Source organism: Polaromonas aquatica, from assembly GCF_050626995.1.
Taxonomy (GTDB): domain Bacteria; phylum Pseudomonadota; class Gammaproteobacteria; order Burkholderiales; family Burkholderiaceae_C; genus Polaromonas; species Polaromonas aquatica_A.
Map to the genome: position 1 here is coordinate 4,115,230 of NZ_CP192467.1, position 20,155 is coordinate 4,135,384.

A 20,155-nucleotide genomic window follows, 5' to 3' on the forward strand; every position below is an offset into this window, starting at 1 on the left:
CACATGTCCACCCCGTACCATCAATTCAAACCCTACAACGTCGGCCGCTGGTTGCTGTGGTCGCTATACGCGCTGCTGCTCATCGCCGCGCCGCTGATGTTCAAGAGCAGCCTGGCGCTCACCATGCTGTCGCAGGCCGGTTACCTGGTCATCATCTGCCTGAGCTACAACATCCTGCTGGGGCAGGGCGGCATGCTCAGCTTCGGCCATGCGGTCTATGCCGGGCTGGGTTCCTTCCTGGCCGTGCATGCGATGAACCTCGCCGCCAAAGGCAGCTTTTACATCCCGCTGCCGCTGATCCCGCTCGTGGGCGGCTTGTCGGGCCTGTTCTTTGCCGTGCTGTTCGGCTACGTCACCACCAAGAAGGCCGGCACCACCTTTGCCATGATCACGCTGGGTGTGGGCGAGCTGGTGTTCGCCATGTCGCTGATGTTCCCCGAGTTCTTCGGCGGGGAGGGAGGCATCACCACCAACCGGGCCTACGGCAAGCCGGTGTTCGGCATCAGCTTCGGCCCGCAGATCCAGGTCTATTACCTGATTGCCTTTTACTGCTTCATCTGCACGGCGGCCATGTTCGCCTTCACGCGCACGCCGCTGGGCCGGATTTTGAACGCCGTGCGAGACAACCCCGAGCGCGTGGAGTTCATCGGCTACAACACGCAGCGCGTGCGCTACTACGCCTTCATCATCGCCGGCTTCTTCGCCGGCATAGGCGGCGGGCTGGCGGCCATCAATTCCGAGATCGTGACCGCCGAAGTTGTCAGCGCCGTGCGCTCGGGCAGCCTGCTGCTGTTCACCTTCCTGGGCGGTGCGACCTTCTTCTTCGGCCCCATCATCGGCGCCGGCCTGCTGGTGCTGGCGCTGATCCTGCTGTCGGAACTGTCCATGGCCTGGCTGCTCTATGTGGGCCTGGTCTTCCTGTTCATGGTGATGTATGCGCCCGGCGGCATCGCCAGCCTGATCATGATGAACTTGCGCGTGGCCTCCTTCGGCAAGCTCAGGGAATTGTGGGTGGGTTACCTGGGCCTGGCCGTGACGGCCTTCACGGCGCTGGCCGGTGCGGCCGCGATGGTGGAGATGGTCTACCACCTGCAACTCAACGCGGCGCTGGGCCCCGAGCTCGGTTTTATGGGTGTGCGCCTCAATGCGACCAACCTCAACAGCTGGCTGGGCGCGGGCTTCGTGCTTGTCACGGGCCTGGGCCTGTTTGAGCTCACCCGCCGGCAGTTCCTCACACAATGGGGCGAGATCCAGAATGACATCGAGAAAGAAATCAAGCGGAGGGAATTGCTGTGAGTGCAATCACCTGTTCACTTGAACTGAAAGACCTGCGCAAGAGCTTTGGCAGGACCGAAATCATCCGCGGCGCCAACCTGAAGGTGCAGGCCGGTGAGCGCGTCGCCATCATCGGCCCCAACGGCGCGGGCAAGTCCACCTTGTTCAATCTCATCAGCGGTCGCTTCGAACCCACCAGCGGTGAAGTACTGCTCAACGGCCGGCGCATAGACGGGAAGAAGCCGTTTGAAATCAACCGGATGGGTTTATCGCGCAGCTTCCAGATCACCAACATCTTCCCCAAGCTCAGCGTGTTTGAAAACCTGCGCTGTGGTGTGCTGTGGAGCCTGGGCTACAAGTACACCTTCTTCCGTTTCCTGGCCGACCTCGACGACGCCAACGAGCGCGCCGAGCAACTGATGGCCATGATCAAGCTCGACAAAAAACGCGACGTGCTGGCCACCAACCTGACCTACGCCGAGCAGCGCGCGCTCGAAATCGGCATCACCATCGCCGGCGGCGCCGACGTCATCCTGCTCGACGAACCCACGGCCGGCATGAGCCGCTCGGAAACCAGCCGCTTCATCAACCTGATCAAGGAAGTCACCGTGGGCAAGACCCTGCTGACGGTGGAGCACGACATGGGCGTGGTCTTCGGCCTCGCCGACAAGATCGCGGTGGTGGTCTACGGCGAAATCATTGCCTACGACACGCCCGAGGCCGTGCGTGCCGACCAACGGGTGCAAGAGGCGTACCTCGGCTCCTCGGTTGCGGACGCCCAGGCACAGTCAGGAGGCCACTGATGCTGCATATCCAGAACCTTCACGCCTTCTACGGCAAAAGCCACGTGCTGCATGGCGTGCACTTCGACGTGGAGCCAGGCCAGATCGTCGCGCTACTGGGCCGCAACGGCTCAGGGCGCTCCACCACGGCCAAGGCCATCATGGGCCTGGTCGATTGCCAGGGCTCTATCCTCTGGAAAAAGCAGGAGATCGCCGGCAAGAAGGCCTACCAGATCGCCCACCTCGGCATAGGTTATGTGCCGGAAAACCGCGACATCTTCCCCAAGCTCACGGTGCACCAGAACCTGCTGCTGGGCCAGAAGGGATCCGGCAAGGGCTCGCGCTGGTCATTCGAAGACATGTACCAGATGTTCCCGAGGCTGCGCGAACGCCAGCACACCGAGGCCGGTGTGCTCTCGGGCGGCGAGCAGCAGATGCTCACGCTGTGCCGCACGCTGATGGGCGACCCCGACCTCATCATCATTGACGAGCCGACCGAGGGCCTGGCGCCCAAGATCGTCGAACTGGTGGGCCAGTACCTGCAAACGCTGAAGGCCAAGGGCATTTCGGTGCTGCTGATCGAGCAGAAACTCACCATCGCCATGGCGATTTCCGACCGCGCGCTGGTCATGGGGCACGGGAGCATCGTGTTTGACGGCACGCCCGACAGCCTGCGGGCCGACGCCTACATCCGCAAAGAGTGGCTTGAGGTGTAAAAACCTGTGTGAATGCCCCAAGCGTGTCACCGCAGGGACAAAAATAGACTGAACAGTCCATCCGGGGGCTTGTGCCGTCACAAACGCCCCCTACAATGGAAAAAGAACGGTCGTACTTTTTTGTGCGACCGGACGACCAAACAGAGCCTGCCAGGCCGCAGCGCCAGCCGAGACAACTGAAAACTGAAACTCCCATCAAGGAAAGAAGCATCGCAATGACCACCCTTTACGAAGTTCACGGCCCCGTCGCAGTCATCACGCTGAGCAACCCGCCCGTCAACGGCCTCGGCCACGCCACACGCCTGAGCCTGACCGACAACATCCAGAAAGCCAATGACGATGCGGCCGTCAAGGCCATCGTGATCACCGGCGCCGGCAAGGCGTTTTCGGGCGGTGCCGACATCAAGGAATTCGGCACGCCCAAGGCTCTGACCGAACCCAACCTGCTCAGTGTGATCCGCGCCGTCGAGAACTCCGGCAAGCCCATCGTCGCGGCCATCCATTCGGTCTGCATGGGCGGAGGGCTGGAGCTGGCGATGGGTTGCCACTACCGCATCGCGGCCCCCGGCACCAACATCGCCTTGCCCGAAGTCAAGCTGGGCCTGCTGCCTGGCGCCGGCGGCACGCAGCGCCTGCCGCGCGTGGTGGGTGTGGAGCCGGCCCTGAACATGATCGTGAGCGGTGAGCCCGTGAAGAGCGAACTGCTCGCGCAAATCCCCGGCCAGAAGCTGTTCGACAAGGTCTCTGCTTCGCCTGAGTCACTGGCCCAGGAAGCCCTGGCTTTTGCGCAGTCGGTTTCCGATACGCGCCCACTCCCACTGGTGCGTGACCTGCGTGCCAAGCACCCCAACGGGGACGCCTATTTCCAGTTTGCCCGCAACATGGTCAAGGGCATGGCGAAAAACTTTCCCGCACCGCTCAAGTGCGTGGATGCGGTCGAAGCCGCCACCAAGAAAAAATTCGAAGACGGCATGACTTTTGAGCGCGAGTGCTTCATCAACCTGATGTGGACGCCCGAAAGCCGCGCACTGCGCCACATCTTCATGGCCGAGCGTGCCGCCTCCAAGATTCCTGATGTGCCGGAAGACACGCCCAAGCGCGAAATCAAGTCGGTCGCCGTGATCGGCGCCGGCACCATGGGCGGCGGCATCGCCATGAATTTCCTGAACGCCGGCATCCCGGTCAAAATCCTCGAGATGAAGCAGGAGGCGCTGGACAAAGGCCTGGGCATCATCCAGAAGAACTACGAAGCCCAGGTCAAGAAGGGCAAGCTCAAGCAGGACAAATACGAGCAGCGCATGGGCCTGCTCAGCACCACGCTCAGCTACGACGACCTCAAGGATGCCGACCTGGTGATCGAGGCTGTGTTTGAAGAGATGGGCGTCAAGGAAAAGGTCTTCAAGGAACTGGACCGCGTGATGAAGCCCGGCGCCATCCTGGCCTCCAACACCTCGACGCTGGACGTCAACAAAATCGCCGACTTCACCAAGCGACCGCAAGACGTTGTCGGCCTGCATTTCTTCAGCCCCGCCAACGTGATGAAGCTGCTGGAAGTGGTGCGCGGCGCCAAGACCGGCAAGGACGTGCTGGCCACCGTGATGGCGATGGGCAAGAAGATCAAGAAGACGGCCGTGGTCTCGGGCGTGTGCGACGGCTTTATCGGCAACCGCATGATTGAGCAATATGGCCGCCAGGGCGGTTTCCTGCTCGATGAAGGCTGCACGCCTGAGCAGGTCGACAAGGCGATCGAGAAATTCGGCTTTGCCATGGGCCCGTTCCGCATGGGCGACTTGGCCGGCAATGACATCGGCTGGGCGATCCGCAAGCGCCGCTACACCGAAAAGCCCGACATGAAGTACAGCAAGACGGCTGACCTGCTCTGCGAAAAAGGCCGCTTCGGCCAGAAGACCGGCGCCGGCTGGTACGACTACGTGCCCGGCAAGCGCGACGCGATCCCCAACGCTGAAGTCGTCAAGATGATTGAAGACCACCGCAAGACCCTGGGCATCACGCCGCGCAAGATTTCCGACGAGGAAATCGTGCAGCGCCTGGTGTTCTCGCTGGTGAACGAGGCCGCGCACATTCTGGAAGAGGGCATTGCCTCCAAGGCCAGCGACATCGACATGGTCTACATCATGGGTTACGGCTTCCCGGTCTACCGTGGCGGCCCCATGTTGTACGCCGACCAGCTCGGCCTCTTCAACGTGGTGCAGAGCATGAACCGCTTTGCGCAGAACCCGCTGGACGACGCCAAATTCTGGAAGCCCGCGCCGCTGCTGGCCAAGCTGGCCGCCGAAGGCAAAACCTTCAACCAGTCCACCTGAGCCCCTTCAGGCCGTACAGATCAACGTCCAGATTCCGGAGATTTCCATGACTTCAGCAGTAATCGTTTCCACCGCACGCACCCCCCTGGCCAAAAGCTGGAAGGGCTCTTTCAACATGACGCACGGCGCCACCCTGGGCGGCCACGCCGTCGAGCACGCGCTCAAGCGTGCCGGCATCGAGGCTGCGGAAGTCGATGATGTGATCATCGGCTGCGCTACGCCCGAAGGCGCGACCGGCGCCAACATCGCGCGCCAGATCGCGCTGCGCGCCGGCTGCCCCGTCACGGTCTCTGGTATGACGGTCAACCGTTTCTGCTCGTCCGGCCTGCAGACCATCGCCCTGGCGGCCCAGCGCGTGATTGCCGGTGAAGCCGACATCTACGTGGCTGGCGGCGTCGAAAGCATCTCCTGTGTGCAGCAGGAAATGAACACCCACATGCTGCAGGAAAGCTGGCTCGCCAAGAACAAGCCCGAGATCTACTGGAACATGCTGCAAACGGCCGAGCAGGTCGCCAAGCGATACAACATCTCGCGCGACCGCATGGACGAATACGGTGCGCTGAGCCAGCAAAAAGCCACGGCCGCGCTGGCCGCCGGCCTGTTTGAAGCCGAGATCGCACCGATTACCGTGACGGCCGGCGTGGCCGACAAGGTCATGGGCCTGACCACCAAGCAAGTCACCGTCAGCAAGGACGAAGGCATTCGCGAAGGCACGACCAAGGAAGGCATCAGCGGCATCAAGCCAGCCATCCCCGGCGGTGTGATCGCGGCTGGCAACGCCAGCCAGTTCTCCGACGGCGGCGGCGCCGTGGTCGTGATGAACGAAACCCTTGCCGAAAAGAAAGGCCTCAAACCCCTGGGCCGCTTTCTCGGTTTTGCAGTTGCCGGTTGTGAGCCCGATGAAATGGGCATAGGCCCGGTCTTCGCGATCCCCAAGGTGCTGGCCAAGCTGGGCCTGAAGATCGACGACATCGACCTCTGGGAACTCAATGAAGCCTTTGCCGTGCAGGTGCTGTATTGCGCCGACAAGCTGGGCATTCCCATGGACAAGCTCAACGTCAACGGTGGCGCCATTGCCGTCGGCCACCCTTACGGGGTGACCGGCCAGCGCCTCACGGGCCATGCGCTCATCGAAGGCAAACGCCGCGGCGCCAAGCGCGTCTGCGTGACCATGTGCATTGGCGGCGGCATGGGCGCGGCTGGTATTTACGAAGTCCTCTAAACCGGGCAAACACCATGGATGAAACCCTGCTCCTTCAGAAAGGGCAGGCGTTTCCTGCCTTGCCGCCCGCCCTTGTGCCTGGGAGGCCGTCATGAGCCTCAGGCCCACCCTCGACTTTTTGCTTTACCACTGGCTGGACGCCGAGTCGCTGAACCAGCGCCCGCGCTTCGCCGACCATTCGCGCGAGACCTTTGACGCGGTCTTCGATACCTGCGAACGTATCGCGCGCGAGAAATACGCGCCCTTCAACCGTACGGTGGACACGCAGGAGCCGCATTTCGACGGCGAAAAAGTCATCCTGCCGCAGGCCACGCATGACGCGCAGAAAGCCTATGCCGAATCCGGCATGCTCAGCGCCGCGCAGGACTATGAAATCGGCGGCATGCAGCTGCCTTACACAGTGGAAGCGGCGGCCAATGCCTTCTTTGCGATGGCTTCGGTCAGCATCGGCTCCGGCCTGCTCACCACAGGCAACGCCAACCTGTTGATGGTGCACGGCACGGACATGCAGAAGAATGTCTTTGCCAGAAACGAGTTCTCCGGCCGCTTCTCCGGCACCATGTGTTTGTCGGAGCCGCAGGCCGGCTCATCACTCAGTGACGTGACGACACGTGCCGTGCCCGACGGTGACGGCTTTGAGGCCGACCCGCTGGGCTCGCGTTACCGCCTCAAGGGCAACAAGATGTGGATCTCGGCCGGCGAGCATGAGCTGACCGAAAACATCATCCACCTGGTGCTGGCCAAGATACCAGGGCCGGACGGCAAGCTGATCGCCGGCACGCGCGGGATTTCGCTGTTCATCGTGCCCAAAAAGATGGTCAATACCCGGGGTGAACTCACCGGCGTGCGCAATGACGTGGCACTCGCAGGCCTGAACCACAAGCTGGGCTGGCGCGGCACCACCAACACGCTGCTCAATTTCGGCGAAGGCAAGTACCCGGTGGACGGCCAGGCCGGCGCCGTGGGCTATCTGGTCGGCAAGCCGCATGAAGGCCTGCGCTGCATGTTCCACATGATGAACGAGGCGCGCATTGGTGTGGGCACCGCAGCCACGATGCTGGGCATCGCGGGTTATTACGCCAGCCTGGACTACGCCAAAAACCGGCCGCAGGGCAGACCGGTAGGCGTGGGTGGGAAGGATGCTGCCCAGCCGCAGATCCGCATCATCGAACACGCTGACGTCAAGCGCATGCTGCTGGCGCAAAAAGCGTACTGCGAAGGCGCCCTGGCGCTGGAGCTGTATTGCGCCCGCCTGGTGGACGAACACCACACTGCCGACGCGCAGGCCGCCGACGACGCGCGCCTGCTGCTCGAAGTGCTGACGCCGATTGCCAAGAGCTGGCCCAGCGAATGGTGCCTGGAGGCCAATTCCCTGGCCATCCAGGTGCACGGCGGCTACGGCTATACACGGGACTTCCTGGTGGAGCAGTACTGGCGCGATAACCGCCTGAACATGATCCACGAAGGCACGCACGGCATCCAGGCTATGGACCTGCTGGGCCGCAAGGTGTTGATGGAAGGGGGCAGGGGGTTGCAATTGCTGGCGGCGCGCATCAACGCCACGATTGAAAAAGCCATACAGCTGCCCGAGTTCGCGGTGCACGCCAATGCGCTGGGCAAGGCGCTGCAGCGCGTAGGCAGCGCCACCAAGGCGGCCTGGGCCACGGGCGAGCCCGGCGAGGCCCTGGCCAATGCGGTACCCTATATGCAGGCCTTCGGCCACACCGTGCTGGCGTGGCTGTGGCTGGACGTGGCGCTGGCCAGCCTTTCCTTGCCGCAGGATGCACCGCACGCGGGAAGGATAGGGGCCATGCGCTACTTTTATCATTACGAATTACCGAAGATCGACGCCTGGCTCAGGGTGGTTGAAACCCGCGACCTGACCTGCGCCGACCTGCCCGAGGAGGCTTTTTAATGGCATTTTTCAAACCGTCCGCCGACCCTGTGTCCAACAAGAACGTGGCGCGCCTGCAGGCCCTGATCTGGGTGCTGATTTACGGCGGGCTGCTGACCCTGGTGCTGGGCCTGTCGGTCCAGCGCACCGACGACGCCATAGGCTGGTCCATGGTGGTCGCTGGCGGCGTTGTCGCGGCGGTGGGTTTTGCGCTGATCTACGTGCGTTCCCGCATCAACGTCGGGCCCTGAGCGGCGCCAGGAGCCAAGTCGCCGCCACGACAGCAGGGAGTGCAGCAGCCTCGATGTTGTGCCAACATGGCGGAGTCCGACGCAAGAGATCACGCCGCAGCCGTGGCTGCCTGACTACCCTTATTCCCAACCTCATCACCCTATGCGGGCCGCTCGCGCGGCTCAAAGGGAAGCATCAACAACACATTCAGGAGACCCTCCATGACCCGTACCATCCAGCAACTGTTCGACCTCAAAGGCAAGACCGCCCTCGTGACCGGCGGCTCGCGCGGCCTGGGCCTGCAACTGGCTCAGGCGCTGGGTGAAGCCGGCGCCAAGGTCATCCTGAGCTCGCGCAAGGCTGAAGACCTGATCGAGTCCGCTGAAGAGCTCAAAGCCGCCGGCATCGACGTCGACTGGATCGCCGCCGACTGCTCGAAAGAAGAAGACATTCGCGCGCTGGCCGACGAGGCCATCAAGCGCCTGGGCCACGTCGACATCCTGGTCAACAACGCCGGCGCCGCCTGGGGCGCGCCCGCCGAAGACCACCCGGTCGAGGCCTGGGACAAGGTCATGAACCTCAACATCCGCGGCTATTTCATCCTGAGCCAGCACATCGCCAAACACAGCATGATCGCCCGCAAGTCCGGCCGCATCATCAACGTGGCCTCCATCGCCGGCCTGGGCGGCAACCCGCGCGAGATGACCACCGTGGCCTACAACACCTCCAAGGGGGCCGTCGTCAACTTCACCCGCGCACTGGGCTGCGAATGGGGCAAGTACAACATCACCGTCAACGCGATCTGCCCGGGTTTCTTCCCGAGCAAGATGACCGTGGGCACGCTGAAGGCACTGGGTGAAGAAAAGCTCGCCTCGCACGCGCCGCTCGGCCGCCTGGGCGACGACGAAGATTTGAAAGGCCTGTGCGTGCTGTATGCGTCGGATGCCGGCAAGCACATAACAGGTCAATGGCTGGCAGTCGATGGTGGTGTATCAGTCGTAACAGGCGGCTAGGCCACGCTATGGGTTGGGAGCAAGTCATGAACTTCGGCGCCGATATTCCCTTCGTCAACCATCTCGGCTTTGAACTTGAGCTGTTCGAAGGCGGCACCTCGGCCATTGGTTATGCGCCCAAGCCCGAGCACCTCAACTCATTCGCCGTGACGCACGGCGGCGCCATCATGACGCTGCTGGATGTGACCATGGCCACGGCCGCGCGCAGTGTGCAGAAAGACATGGGCGTGGTCACCATCGAGATGAAGACCAGCTTTATGCGGCCCGCGCCTGGCAACGGCAGCCGGCTCACGGGTAAGGGGCGTTTGATGCACCGCACCACCAGCTTGGCTTTTACCGAAGCCACGCTCTATGACGCAGAAGGCCGGGCTTGCGCGCATTCCACCGGCACCTTCAAGTATGTGAGGCGGGTGGCCAGCGGCGCCCAAAACGCCAGCACGCCGGATCTTCCAGGCGGTATCTCAACGGATTAAATTATTGGCTAAATCACGCTCTAACCCAATAAAAATCAACGCTAATAGCTATCAAATTAGTAGCAACCATCTACCTTCCCGACACCAAACAGGAGACTTCCATGCCCATCAACCAGCAAATCCTCCTCGACAACCGCCCCACCGGCGAGGCCGTTGCGAGCAACTTCATGCTGGTCTCCAGCGATACACCGGCCCTGCAAGAGGGCCAGGTGCTGGTGCGCCACCATTTCCTCAGCCTGGACCCCTACATGCGTGGCCGCATGAACGACGCCAAAAGCTACGCTGCACCCCAGCCCTTGGGCCAGGTCATGCAGGGCGGCACAGCAGGTGAGGTGGTGGAAAGCCGCTCACCCAAATTCCAGCCCGGCGACAAGGTGGTCGGCATGGGCGGGTGGCAGGAATACAGCGTGGTCAATGCCGACCAGCCCGGCGCGCTGCGCAAAGTCGACACCACCCACGTGCCGTTGTCGCACTACCTGGGCGCGGTTGGCATGCCAGGTGTGACCGCCTGGTACGGCCTGGTGAAGATCATCGAACCCAAAGCCGGCCAGACCGTGGTGGTCAGCGCTGCCACCGGCGCCGTGGGCAGTGCTTTTGGCGCGCTCGCGAAGGCGCGCGGCTGCCGCGCCGTCGGCATTGCCGGTGGCCCCGACAAATGCAAATATGCCGTCGATGAGCTCGGCTTTGACGCCTGCATTGACTACAAGCTGCACGCCGATGCCGCCTCACTTTCCAAGGCCCTCAAGGACGCCTGCCCGGACGGCATCGATGGCTATTTTGAGAACGTGGGCGGCATGGTGCTGGACGCTGTGCTGCTGCGCATGAACGCCTTCGGCCGCATCGCGCTGTGCGGCATGATCGCCGGCTATGACGGCAAACCCATGCCGCTGACCTACCCGGCGTTGATCCTCACCAACCGCCTCAAGGTGCAGGGTTTTATCGTGAGCGAGCACATGGAAGTCTGGCCCGAAGCGCTGAAGGAGCTCGGCACGCTGGTGGGCACCGGCAAGCTGCGCCCGCGTGAAAGCGTGGCGCAGGGAATTGAAGCGGCGCCGGAAGCCTTTCTTGGCTTGCTCAAGGGAAAAAATTTCGGAAAGCAACTGGTCAAACTCATCTGACCAGCCGATCAGGAGGTTTGCCATGAACTCCACCCACGAAGTTTTCAACCAGCCTGCAGCGCTGTCGGACTACAACCTGTTTGACACCAACCGGCCGCTGTGTGATGCACTGAGGTTCAATGCGCCGGCGCTGGACACGAATGAGCTGAGTCAACTGGGCGCGGTGCTGGGCAGCACTGCAATGCAGACGCACGCACGTCTGGCGAACGTCCACGGGCCGGTACTGCGCAGCCACGACCGGTTTGGCCGGCGTGTGGACCGGGTGGAGTTTCACCCGAGCTACCACGAGCTCATGAAGCTGGCGACGGGTGGGGGCCTGCATGGCTCGCCCTGGAGTGATGAAGAAGCCGGCCCGCATGTCAGGCGCGCTGCCGGCTTCATGCTGTTCACCGAACTCGAACCGTCCACCTTGTGCCCCATCTCCATGACCTATGCAGCCACACCTGCGCTGCGCGGCAACACTGCCATCTACGCCGACTGGAGTTCCAAGCTGGCCAGCCGCGCCTACGACCCCGAACTCAAGCTCTGGCAGGCCAAGGCAGGCCTCACCATGGGCATGGGCATGACCGAAAAGCAGGGCGGCTCGGATGTGCGAGCCAACACCACGCGCGCTGAGCCCGACGGCCGGGACGGCTGGGGCGAGCGTTATGCCATCACCGGCCACAAATGGTTTTTCTCGGCGCCCATGTGTGATGCCTTCCTGGTGCTGGCGCAGACCAAGAGCGGTCTCTCATGTTTCTTCCTGCCGCGCGTGCTGCCAGATGGCAGCCTCAACGCCATCCGCATCCAGCGCCTCAAAGACAAGTTGGGCAACAAGGCCAACGCCAGTTCTGAAGTGGAGTTTGAAAACGCCCAAGCCTGGCTGGTCGGCGAAGAAGGCCGCGGCATTCCGCAAATCCTTGAGATGGGCACCATGACGCGGCTCGATTGCGCGCTGGGCACCAGCGGCCTGATGCGCCAGGCGCTGTCTCTGGCGCTCAACCACACGTCGCAGCGCAAAGCCTTCGGCAAGCTGCTGATCGACCAGCCGTTGATGCGCAATGTGCTGGCCGACCTCGCACTCGAATCCGAAGCCGCCACCGCACTGGCCATCCGCCTGGCCCGGGCCTTCGACCGCCCGGGCGACGCGCATGAAACCGCGATGGCGCGCCTGCTGACACCGGTCGCCAAATTCTGGATCTGCAAACGCGGCAGCCATTTCGCACAGGAAGCCATGGAATGCCTGGGCGGCAACGGCTATGTGGAGGAGGGCGGCGAAGGCATCATGGCCCGCGTCTACCGTGAGATGCCGCTCAACTCGATCTGGGAAGGCGCCGGCAACATCATGGCGCTGGACCTGCTGCGCGCCCTGCGCAAAGCCGACGCCGTGGCTGCGCTGGACCAGGAGCTTGCCGCTGCCAAAGGCGCGCATCCGGCGCTCGACAGACTGGCAGCCGCCTTGCCTACGCGTATCGAAGAGATGGCGACCGAAATCGAAGCACGCCGCCTGGCGCAAGACGTGGCGCTGGCGGTGCAGGGCGCGCTGCTGCTGCAGACAGCACCCGCAGCCGTCTTCAGTGCGTTTTGCGATTCACGCCTTGCCGGAAACTGGGGCCAGTCTTTCGGCACGCTGGGCGCAGGCACTGATTTCGACGCCATCATCACGAGAGCCATGCCGCGATAGGCCGGCTGCATAACCCCACAACGGAGACACCTCATGCCTGAACTGATTCTTCACCATTACCCCTCATCGCCCTTTGCCGAAAAGACGCGGCTGATGCTGGGCTACAAAAACTTGCCCTGGAAGTCCGTCATCATTCCGATGATCATGCCCAAGCCTGATGTGGTGGCACTGACCGGCGGTTACCGCAAGACGCCCATCCTGCAGATAGGCGCTGACATCTATTGCGACACCGCCGTGATCAGCGACGTGCTGGAGCATTTGCAACCCGAACCATCGGTGTACCCGGAGCCCAGCAAAGGCATGGCACGCACGCTGGCGCACTGGGCCGACAACACGCTGTTCTGGACCTCCATGGCCTACAACACCCAGCCCAAGGGCGTGGCGCAGATTTTTGAGAAAGCACCGCCCGAAGCCGCGCGCGCTTTTGGCGAAGACCGCAAAGCCATGAGCTTCGGCATGCCGCGCATCCGGTCGGCTGACGCCGCCGCGGCTTACAAGTCTTACCTGCGGCGCATCTCCGACATGCTGGACGACCGGCCCTTTTTGTTGGGCGAAGTACCTTGCATCGCCGATTTCGCGATGTACCACCCGCTGTGGTTCACGCGGGTGCAAACCCCGGTGCTGGCGGGCATTCTGAACCTCACACCGGCCGTGCTCGACTGGATGGACCGCATGGCCGCCATCGGGCATGGCAGTTTTGAGAAATTCAGTTCGGCTGACGCCATCGCCGTTGCTGCAGCGTCTAATCCGGCGCCCTTGCATGACGACGTGTTCCAGGACGAACACGGCATTCCGCTGGGCACCCAGGTCGTAATCACGAGCGAGGCCTTCGGTCCTGAGCCTACCGAAGGCGAGCTGACCGCCGCGACCCGCATGCACTACACACTGCGCCGCGTCGATGCACGTGCGGGCACGGTACACGTCCATCTCCCGCGTATCGGCTACTCACTGAAAGCAGCTACGCCCGCATGAACGACCTGAAGATCCGGAACGATATTGACTGGCGCTTTGTTCCCTTCAGCGCGCTGACGACGTTGGAGCTGTATGACATGCTGCAACTGCGCAGCGAGGTGTTTGTGGTTGAGCAGGCTTGCGTCTTCCAGGACATGGATGGCGCGGACCAGAAAGCAATGCATTTGCTGGGCGCAAAAGACGGCAAGCTGGTGGCCTACGCGCGCTGCTTCGCGGCGGGCGAGAAGTTTGCCGAGGCCAGTATTGGCCGCGTGGTGACCCACATGTCGGCGCGCGGCGGTGGCATCGGTCATGTGCTGATCAAGGAATCGATAGACAGCCTGGTACGGCACTGGGGCGCGCAACCCATACGCATAGGTGCGCAGGCGCGACTGGAAAAGTTCTATAACCAGCACGGCTTTGTGCAAAACGGCGAACCCTATATCGAAGACGGCATACCGCATATTGAAATGCTGCGGGTTGCCTGACCAGTTGCCTGTGTGACACCCGCCGCGGTGCGCCTAAGGGAAAATTTTCCCCACTCAGAAATTGAAGGAAAGCCAAACATGATTACCGACTTCAAAGGCAAAACCGCCGTCCTTACCGGCGCAGGCTCAGGCTTCGGCCTCGAATGCGCGCGCCTGGGCGCCAAGCTGGGCATGAACCTGGTGCTGGTCGATGTGCAGCAGGACGCACTCGACAAAGCCAGCGAAGAAATGAAGGCGGCTGGCGCACAGGTGTTGTCTTTCAAGCTCGACGTGTCCAGCGCCGCGCAGATGGAAACCATGGGCAAGGCCGTGCTTGAACGTTTTGGCGCGCCGCACTTTGTCTTCAACAATGCCGGTGTTGGCGCGGGCGGCCTGATCTGGGAAAACAGCCTCAAAGACTGGGAATGGGTGATGGGCGTCAACGTCATGGGGGTGGTGCACGGCGTGCGCATCTTCACACCCATGATGCTCGAAGCCGCCGCCAAAGATCCGGCCTGGCAAGGCCACATCGTCAATACCGCCAGCATGGCCGGCCTGCTGAACCCGCCCAACATGGGCGTATACAACGTCAGCAAGCATGCAGTGGTGGCCCTCAGCGAAACCCTGTACCAGGACCTGGGCCTGGTCACCGACCAGATCGGCGCCTCGGTGTTGTGCCCCTTCTTTGTGGCGACCGGCATAGGCATGAGCCACCGCAACCGCCCCGCAGAACTCGGCGCGGAAAAACCCACCAAAAGCCAGCTGATCCAGCAGGCCATGACCGGCAAGGCCGTGGGCTCAGGCAAGGTCACTGCAGAGGATGTGGCCAAACTCGTGTTCGACGCCATTGCCAACAACAAGTTTTATATCTACAGCCACCCCAAGGCCATCCACTCGGTGCAGACCCGGCTGGAAGACGTGCTTCAGGCACGTAACCCAACGGATCCGTTTGCCGACAAGCCTGAAATCGGACAGCAATTGAAGGCCGCGCTTCGCGGGGCCTGATGCGCCGAAACCTCCTTGCGATCGCCGGGTTTCTGTTGGTCAGCTTGCCGTGGGTAGCCGCGTTTGCGCAACAGGTGAGGTGCCCTGACGGCCAGATGGCCGATGGCTTGCAGCGCGCGGGAAACAGCCGACATTGCGTGGTGATCCGCACACTGACACCCGCCGACACATCTGGACGCCTCGCATCCCAGGTGCTGGTTGTCTTCCTGCACGGCGATAACGGCGGACAGACAGAGCTGAAAACCGACAGCGGCACAGCGGCCTTGCTCTCCGAAAAACTCCAGGCCGTCACCGTTGCCATGCAACGGCCTGGCTATCGGAGCAACCTGGGCACGTCCGATGGCCAGTCCAGCGCAGCGGACGACGACTACGTGCTCCAGAACCTTGAAATCATCGCAAGCGCGCTGAACAACCTGCGCAGCCTCCACCGCGACAAGAAAATCCTGCTGGTCGGCCACTCGGGTGGCGCGGCCCTGGCTGCATTGCTGGCCAGCCGTTTTCCCGGCAGCGCCGACGCTTATCTGCTGGCCGGTTGCCCCTGCGATGTCCCGGCATGGCGACAATGGCGCAACAGTTCCGCAGGCAAGACCGGTGTCTGGACCCGCAGCCTTTCCCCGCTGGCTGAAGCGCCAAAAATCAGCCCGGATACACAGATCGGCGTGGTGGTCGGCAACAAGGACGAGAACACCTTGCCCCAGTTCAGCGAGGCTTATGCCCGGGCCCTGCAGGCGCGCGGCGTCAAAACCCGCGTCACGTATGCAATGAACGCCACGCACGTGTCAGTGCAACGCGCGCCGGAGTTTTTCATGCTGGCGGGTGAATTGGCTGGCAAGCTGTCGAAATAGCGCCGCTGCGCTATCCTTGGCCATCCCTTACTTACAGCCGTTTTCACGGTTTTTGACGATGTCCAAACTCCTGTCCCGACTTTCCCTGGCCGCCACTGTGGCTGCTGGCCTGCTGCTTGCCGGTTGCAACGACGCGCCGGGCACCGCAGCCGGCAGTCCACCGGCAAAGGCCGCCACCGAACCGGTATCCGTGGCCGCCATCGAAGCCGGCGCCAAAGGCTTTTCGTCTGGCGCCTTGATGAGCAAGCGCACGGTATATGTATTTTTTGACGCGCAATGCCCGCACTGCGGTGCGCTGTGGGAAGCGGCAAAACCGTTGAAGTCCCAGGCCAGGTTTGTCTGGATTCCCGTCGGCCTGCTCAACGCCGCCAGTACAGCTCAAGGGGCGACCTTGCTAGCGGCCAGTGACCCCGTCTCCGCCATGGACGAGCATGAGACCTCGCTGCTGGCCCGGCGCGGCGGCATCAGTGCGGCGAGCAATATCGACGCGCAGAAAGAAGCCGTCACCAAAAACACCGAACTCATGACCAAGCTGGGTTTTGCCTCGATTCCAACCATCGTCGGGACGCATGCGCAGACCGGCGCCACGGTGTCGCAGGAAGGTTCACTGCCTACCGCAGCGCTGGCCACCCTGTTGGGTTTGCAGCCTCCGGCAGCGCAATAGGCCTGACGGATTTTTTGAGGGGAAAGCGGCTGTAGCCCAAGAGAAAAGGGCGCAACATGCTATATATTTGATAGCGATTGCGCTTTGCTCGCTCAGTTCAAATTCAAAACAACACCCGGCTGCGGATGGTCCCCGGCACCTCGGCCAGCTTGGCCAGCGCGATGTCGGAGTGCGCTGCATCGATATCAATCACCACATAGCCTACAGCCTCGTTGGTCTGCAGGTATTGGGAGGCGATATTGATGCCGTTGGCCGCAAACACCTTGTTGATTTCCGACAGCACGCCCGGCACGTTGCGATGAATGTGCAGCAGCCGGTGCTTGCCCGGGTGGGCCGGCAACGCCACTTCGGGGAAGTTGACGGACGAAGTCGAGGTGCCGTTGTCGCTGTACTTCACCAGCTTTTCCGCCACTTCGATGCCGATGTTTTCCTGCGCTTCCATGGTCGAGCCGCCCACGTGCGGCGTGAGGATCACGTTGTCCAGGCCGCGCAGGGGTGACTCGAAGGTGTCCTTGTTGCTGCGAGGCTCGACCGGGAATACGTCGATCGCGGCGCCCAGCAGCTTCTTGTTTTTCAGGGCTTCGGCCAGCGGCTCAATCTCGACCACCGTGCCGCGCGAGGCGTTGATCAGAACACCGCCGGGCTTGATCGCGGCGATCTCGGCCGCACCGATCATCCATTGCGTGGCCTGGGTTTCGGGCACGTGCAGGCTGACTACGTCGGACTGGGCCAGCAGGTCTTTGAGTTGGGCCACCTGCCGGGCATTGCCCAGCGGCAGCTTGGTCACCACGTCAAAAAACACCACCTGCATGCCCAGCGCCTCGGCCAGCACCGACAGCTGCGTGCCGATAGAGCCGTAACCGACGATACCCAGCGTCTTGCCGCGGATTTCGTAGGCGTTTTCGGCCGACTTGAGCCAGCCGCCGCGGTGCGCGACCGCGCTTTTTTCAGGCACACCGCGCAGCAGCAAAATCGCCTCGGCCAGCACCAGTTCGGCTACAGAGCGGGTATTGGAAAAGGGGGCATTAAAAACCGCAATACCGCGCTCGCGAGCTGCGTTCAGGTCGACCTGGTTGGTGCCGATGCAAAAGCAGCCAACAGCCGCCAGCTTGCCCGCCCCGGCAAACACCTCGGCTGTCAGCTGGGTGCGCGAGCGAATACCGACAAAGTGCGCGTCGGCGATTTTGGCTTTGAGCTCATCGTCAAGCAGCGCACCGGCGAGGCTTTCGATGTTGGAGTAACCCGCGGCCTTGAGGACCTCTACCGCGGAAGGATGAATGCCCTCCAGCAGCAGGAATTTGATTTTTTGCTTGTCGACCGAGGTTGTTTTGTTCATGGAGGCTGGGGTTGGCGTGCAGAGTTGGTTGGGAATCAAGTATGAAGCAAAGTCAAAACCCGGCTTTTGCAAGGGCCGGGCAGGGCATCGTTGGTGAAGACGGCCAGTCTGCCTTCCAGGGTGTTTTCGCCGTCCATTTTTGAACATCAAAAATACCTGAGGGCCAATAGAGAAGGGCGCTAGCAGCTATAAATTCAATAGCATTCACCTTGCACCTTGCACCTTGCACCTGCATGGATGACTGGATGACTCAGATGGTTTCCCCCATCGCCCAGGTGAAAAAGTCCCGTACCTGAATCAGCTCAGCCACATCCTCCCTGCACACCAGCCAGGCTGACTTGTCGGACACCTGCTCGCTCTGAGCGAGCACGCTCAAACGGCCGCCGGCGATCAGGTTTGTGGCCATGGATGCCCTGACCCAGGCGACGCCGCAACCTTGGGCTGCCGCCTCGACCAGCACCAGCGCATCGTTAAATTGGTGTCCGCACGCCTGCGGCATCCTGGTGCTGCCCGCCGTTGCAGCTTTCGGCAAGCGCTGCGGCCAGGGTTCGTGGGTGTGGCGCAGCAACTGGTCAGGCGGCCAATGTGCCGGCAGCTTCCCATGTTGTGCAACCCAATCGGGTGCTGCCACGGCAACCATGTGATCAAACCACAGCCTGTGACAACGCAGGCCCTCCCTCGAGAATTGGCCAAACCGGATCGCCACCAAGGGCACTTGGGGCGGCAGGCTCACCATGTCGTAGCCGGCTTCTACCGACAGGCAGACGTTGGGGCAAGCCACGCTGAATGCTCGCAGGCGCGGGACAAGCCATGTGCTCGCCATCGACGACAGCACGAGAACCTTCAACTGCCGCTGCACCGCAGGCAGTCCCTCCAGGTTGAGTGCCGTGTGCAAGGCCTGCAGCGGATCGCCCAAACGCTGGCTCAACCGCTTTCCGGCCTCATTCAAGGTGACCTTGGGGCCATGACGTTCAAACAGGGATTCGCCGCACCAGTCTTCAACAGACTGGATGTTCCGGCTGATGGCGCTATGGGTCAGATGACGCTCTGCCCCCGCCTTGGTAAAGCTGCCCAAACGCGCGGCGGATTCAAACGACTGCAGGGCAGGCAAGGAAGGCAGGGCGCGTGTTTTCATAACGGGCGGCAAGGTAAGGGCGGGGGTTTTATTGTGCAATATATGCATAGTAACTGCCTCTATAAATCACTTTTCCGCGTTTTTTGTAAATATGACAATCGCGGCACCTCAGCAAAAAACCATGACTTATGAACGCCAGGGATTTGTGCCTTGCCATTGCCGTCGCCGCGATCTGGGGAGTGAATTTCTCCTTCATCAAGCTGGGGGTTGCGCATATTGACCCGTTTGTGCTGGCTGGATTGCGCTTCACACTGACCGCATTGCCACTGGTCTTCTGGCTGCCGCGCCCGGCCGTGGCCTGGCGCTGGCTGGTGGTGTATGGCTTTGCCTTTGGTGTCGGTACCTGGGGCCTCGTCACGTTGGCTGTGCGGGCAGGGCTTTCACCTGGCCTGGCGGCATGGCTGCTGCAGAGCAGCGCTTTCCTCACCCCGATACTGGGCTTGCTGTGGCTTGGAGAAGCACTTTCAAGGGCCCAGAAACTCGGCAGTGCCATCGCATTGGTGGGTTTTGTTCTCGTGGTCATGGCCACCGATGGCGCGACGTCGGCCATGGGTATCACACTCGTGCTGGCTGCCGCAGTCTCGCTAAGCGCCGCTAATCTGGTGGTCAAGCGTTCAGGCGTCAAACCGGGCCAGATATTGGGCTTTGTGGCGTGGTCATGCCTTTTTGCGCCCTTGCCCTTGTTTGCGCTGGCCTGTGCCAGTACCGGAGAGGCTGCGTTCGCCGCCTTGCCCCAGCAGTTCACCGGCATTGCGTGGGCCTCATTGGCGTTTCAGGTTTACCCCACCACGCTGTTCGGCTACTGGGTCTGGAACTCGCTCATGGCGCGCTACAGCGCGGCTGAGGTGTCACCGGTAGCGCTGCTGGTGCCGATCTTTGCCCTGGTGTTTGCATGGCTGCTATTCGGCGTCGTGGCGACGCCGGGGCAGACCATCGGTATTGTTTTCATCCTGCTGGGGCTTTTGACCACCACCTTCTATCAGCGGCTCTCTCTGGTCTTGACGCTGAAGGGTTGGGTCAGGTGATCGGTTGAGGTGAGGC

Annotated in this window: 19 protein-coding genes; 17 read left to right on the top strand and 2 right to left on the bottom strand. The window is 62.0% G+C overall.

All coding sequences use genetic code 11. The features are described 5' to 3' along the window. Positions 1–3 precede the first annotated feature (3 nt). From ACQ4MS_RS19685 to ACQ4MS_RS19760, 16 genes are all read left to right on the top strand, one after another. A complete protein-coding gene (locus ACQ4MS_RS19685) occupies positions 4–1,296 on the top strand; it encodes a branched-chain amino acid ABC transporter permease (protein ID WP_431096359.1) in 1,293 nt (430 codons plus the stop codon). Beyond that, on the top strand, positions 1,293–2,078 hold the full coding sequence (locus tag ACQ4MS_RS19690) for an ABC transporter ATP-binding protein (protein ID WP_431096360.1): 786 nt from the start codon (positions 1,293–1,295) through the stop codon (positions 2,076–2,078). Before ACQ4MS_RS19685 ends, ACQ4MS_RS19690 begins: the two co-directional genes overlap by 4 nt. Beyond that, on the top strand, positions 2,078–2,773 hold the full coding sequence (locus tag ACQ4MS_RS19695) for an ABC transporter ATP-binding protein (RefSeq protein ID WP_431096361.1): 696 nt from the start codon (positions 2,078–2,080) through the stop codon (positions 2,771–2,773). Before ACQ4MS_RS19690 ends, ACQ4MS_RS19695 begins: the two co-directional genes overlap by 1 nt. A gap of 215 nt (positions 2,774–2,988) precedes the next feature. Further along, on the top strand, positions 2,989–5,097 hold the full coding sequence (locus tag ACQ4MS_RS19700; protein ID WP_431096362.1) for a 3-hydroxyacyl-CoA dehydrogenase NAD-binding domain-containing protein: 2,109 nt from the start codon (positions 2,989–2,991) through the stop codon (positions 5,095–5,097). A 46-nt stretch (positions 5,098–5,143) separates the two neighbouring features. Continuing rightward, positions 5,144–6,319 (top strand): acetyl-CoA C-acyltransferase, encoded by a 1,176-nt coding sequence (locus ACQ4MS_RS19705; protein WP_431096363.1) that lies wholly within the window; start codon positions 5,144–5,146, stop codon positions 6,317–6,319. A 91-nt stretch (positions 6,320–6,410) separates the two neighbouring features. After that, positions 6,411–8,234 carry an acyl-CoA dehydrogenase gene (locus ACQ4MS_RS19710; RefSeq protein WP_431096364.1) on the top strand — a complete coding sequence of 608 codons (1,824 nt, stop codon included), beginning with the start codon at positions 6,411–6,413 and terminating at the stop codon, positions 8,232–8,234. Then, positions 8,234–8,464: a hypothetical protein gene (locus tag ACQ4MS_RS19715; protein WP_431096365.1), complete on the top strand. Its 231-nt coding sequence runs from the start codon at positions 8,234–8,236 to the stop codon at positions 8,462–8,464. The genes ACQ4MS_RS19710 and ACQ4MS_RS19715 overlap by 1 nt, the downstream gene beginning before the upstream one ends. Positions 8,465–8,665: 201 nt before the next feature. Continuing rightward, complete coding sequence (locus ACQ4MS_RS19720) at positions 8,666–9,457, top strand: SDR family oxidoreductase (protein ID WP_431096366.1); 792 nt, start codon at positions 8,666–8,668, stop codon at positions 9,455–9,457. Between the two features lie 26 nt (positions 9,458–9,483). Then, positions 9,484–9,930 (top strand): PaaI family thioesterase, encoded by a 447-nt coding sequence (locus tag ACQ4MS_RS19725; RefSeq protein ID WP_431096367.1) that lies wholly within the window; start codon positions 9,484–9,486, stop codon positions 9,928–9,930. Positions 9,931–10,031: 101 nt separating this feature from the next. Next, a complete protein-coding gene (locus tag ACQ4MS_RS19730; protein ID WP_431096368.1) occupies positions 10,032–11,048 on the top strand; it encodes an NADP-dependent oxidoreductase in 1,017 nt (338 codons plus the stop codon). 22 nt (positions 11,049–11,070) lie between these two features. After that, positions 11,071–12,711 carry an isovaleryl-CoA dehydrogenase gene (locus ACQ4MS_RS19735; RefSeq protein ID WP_431096369.1) on the top strand — a complete coding sequence of 547 codons (1,641 nt, stop codon included), beginning with the start codon at positions 11,071–11,073 and terminating at the stop codon, positions 12,709–12,711. Positions 12,712–12,744: 33 nt separating this feature from the next. Continuing rightward, positions 12,745–13,683, top strand: coding sequence for a glutathione S-transferase family protein (locus ACQ4MS_RS19740; RefSeq protein ID WP_431096370.1), 939 nt, complete (start codon positions 12,745–12,747; stop codon positions 13,681–13,683). After that, positions 13,680–14,150: a GNAT family N-acetyltransferase gene (locus ACQ4MS_RS19745; protein WP_431096372.1), complete on the top strand. Its 471-nt coding sequence runs from the start codon at positions 13,680–13,682 to the stop codon at positions 14,148–14,150. The genes ACQ4MS_RS19740 and ACQ4MS_RS19745 overlap by 4 nt, the downstream gene beginning before the upstream one ends. A gap of 78 nt (positions 14,151–14,228) precedes the next feature. Continuing rightward, positions 14,229–15,134 (top strand): SDR family oxidoreductase, encoded by a 906-nt coding sequence (locus tag ACQ4MS_RS19750; protein ID WP_431096373.1) that lies wholly within the window; start codon positions 14,229–14,231, stop codon positions 15,132–15,134. Continuing rightward, positions 15,134–15,979, top strand: coding sequence for an alpha/beta hydrolase family protein (locus ACQ4MS_RS19755; RefSeq protein WP_431096375.1), 846 nt, complete (start codon positions 15,134–15,136; stop codon positions 15,977–15,979). The genes ACQ4MS_RS19750 and ACQ4MS_RS19755 overlap by 1 nt, the downstream gene beginning before the upstream one ends. 58 nt (positions 15,980–16,037) lie before the next feature. Continuing rightward, the gene (locus ACQ4MS_RS19760; protein ID WP_431096376.1) at positions 16,038–16,643 is read left to right on the top strand and encodes a thioredoxin fold domain-containing protein; all 606 of its coding nucleotides are present in this window, start codon (positions 16,038–16,040) and stop codon (positions 16,641–16,643) included. Positions 16,644–16,746: 103 nt separating this feature from the next. Here ACQ4MS_RS19760 and serA read toward each other — a convergent pair whose 3' ends face one another. Further along, on the bottom strand, positions 16,747–17,979 hold the full coding sequence (gene serA, locus ACQ4MS_RS19765; RefSeq protein ID WP_431096378.1) for a phosphoglycerate dehydrogenase: 1,233 nt from the start codon (positions 17,977–17,979) through the stop codon (positions 16,747–16,749). 250 nt (positions 17,980–18,229) lie between these two features. Further along, positions 18,230–19,162 carry a LysR substrate-binding domain-containing protein gene (locus tag ACQ4MS_RS19770; RefSeq protein WP_431096379.1) on the bottom strand — a complete coding sequence of 311 codons (933 nt, stop codon included), beginning with the start codon at positions 19,160–19,162 and terminating at the stop codon, positions 18,230–18,232. Between the two features lie 80 nt (positions 19,163–19,242). On the opposite strand from ACQ4MS_RS19770, the gene ACQ4MS_RS19775 reads away from it, so the two are divergent. Continuing rightward, a complete protein-coding gene (locus ACQ4MS_RS19775) occupies positions 19,243–20,139 on the top strand; it encodes an EamA family transporter (protein ID WP_431096380.1) in 897 nt (298 codons plus the stop codon). Positions 20,140–20,155: the final 16 nt, after the last annotated feature.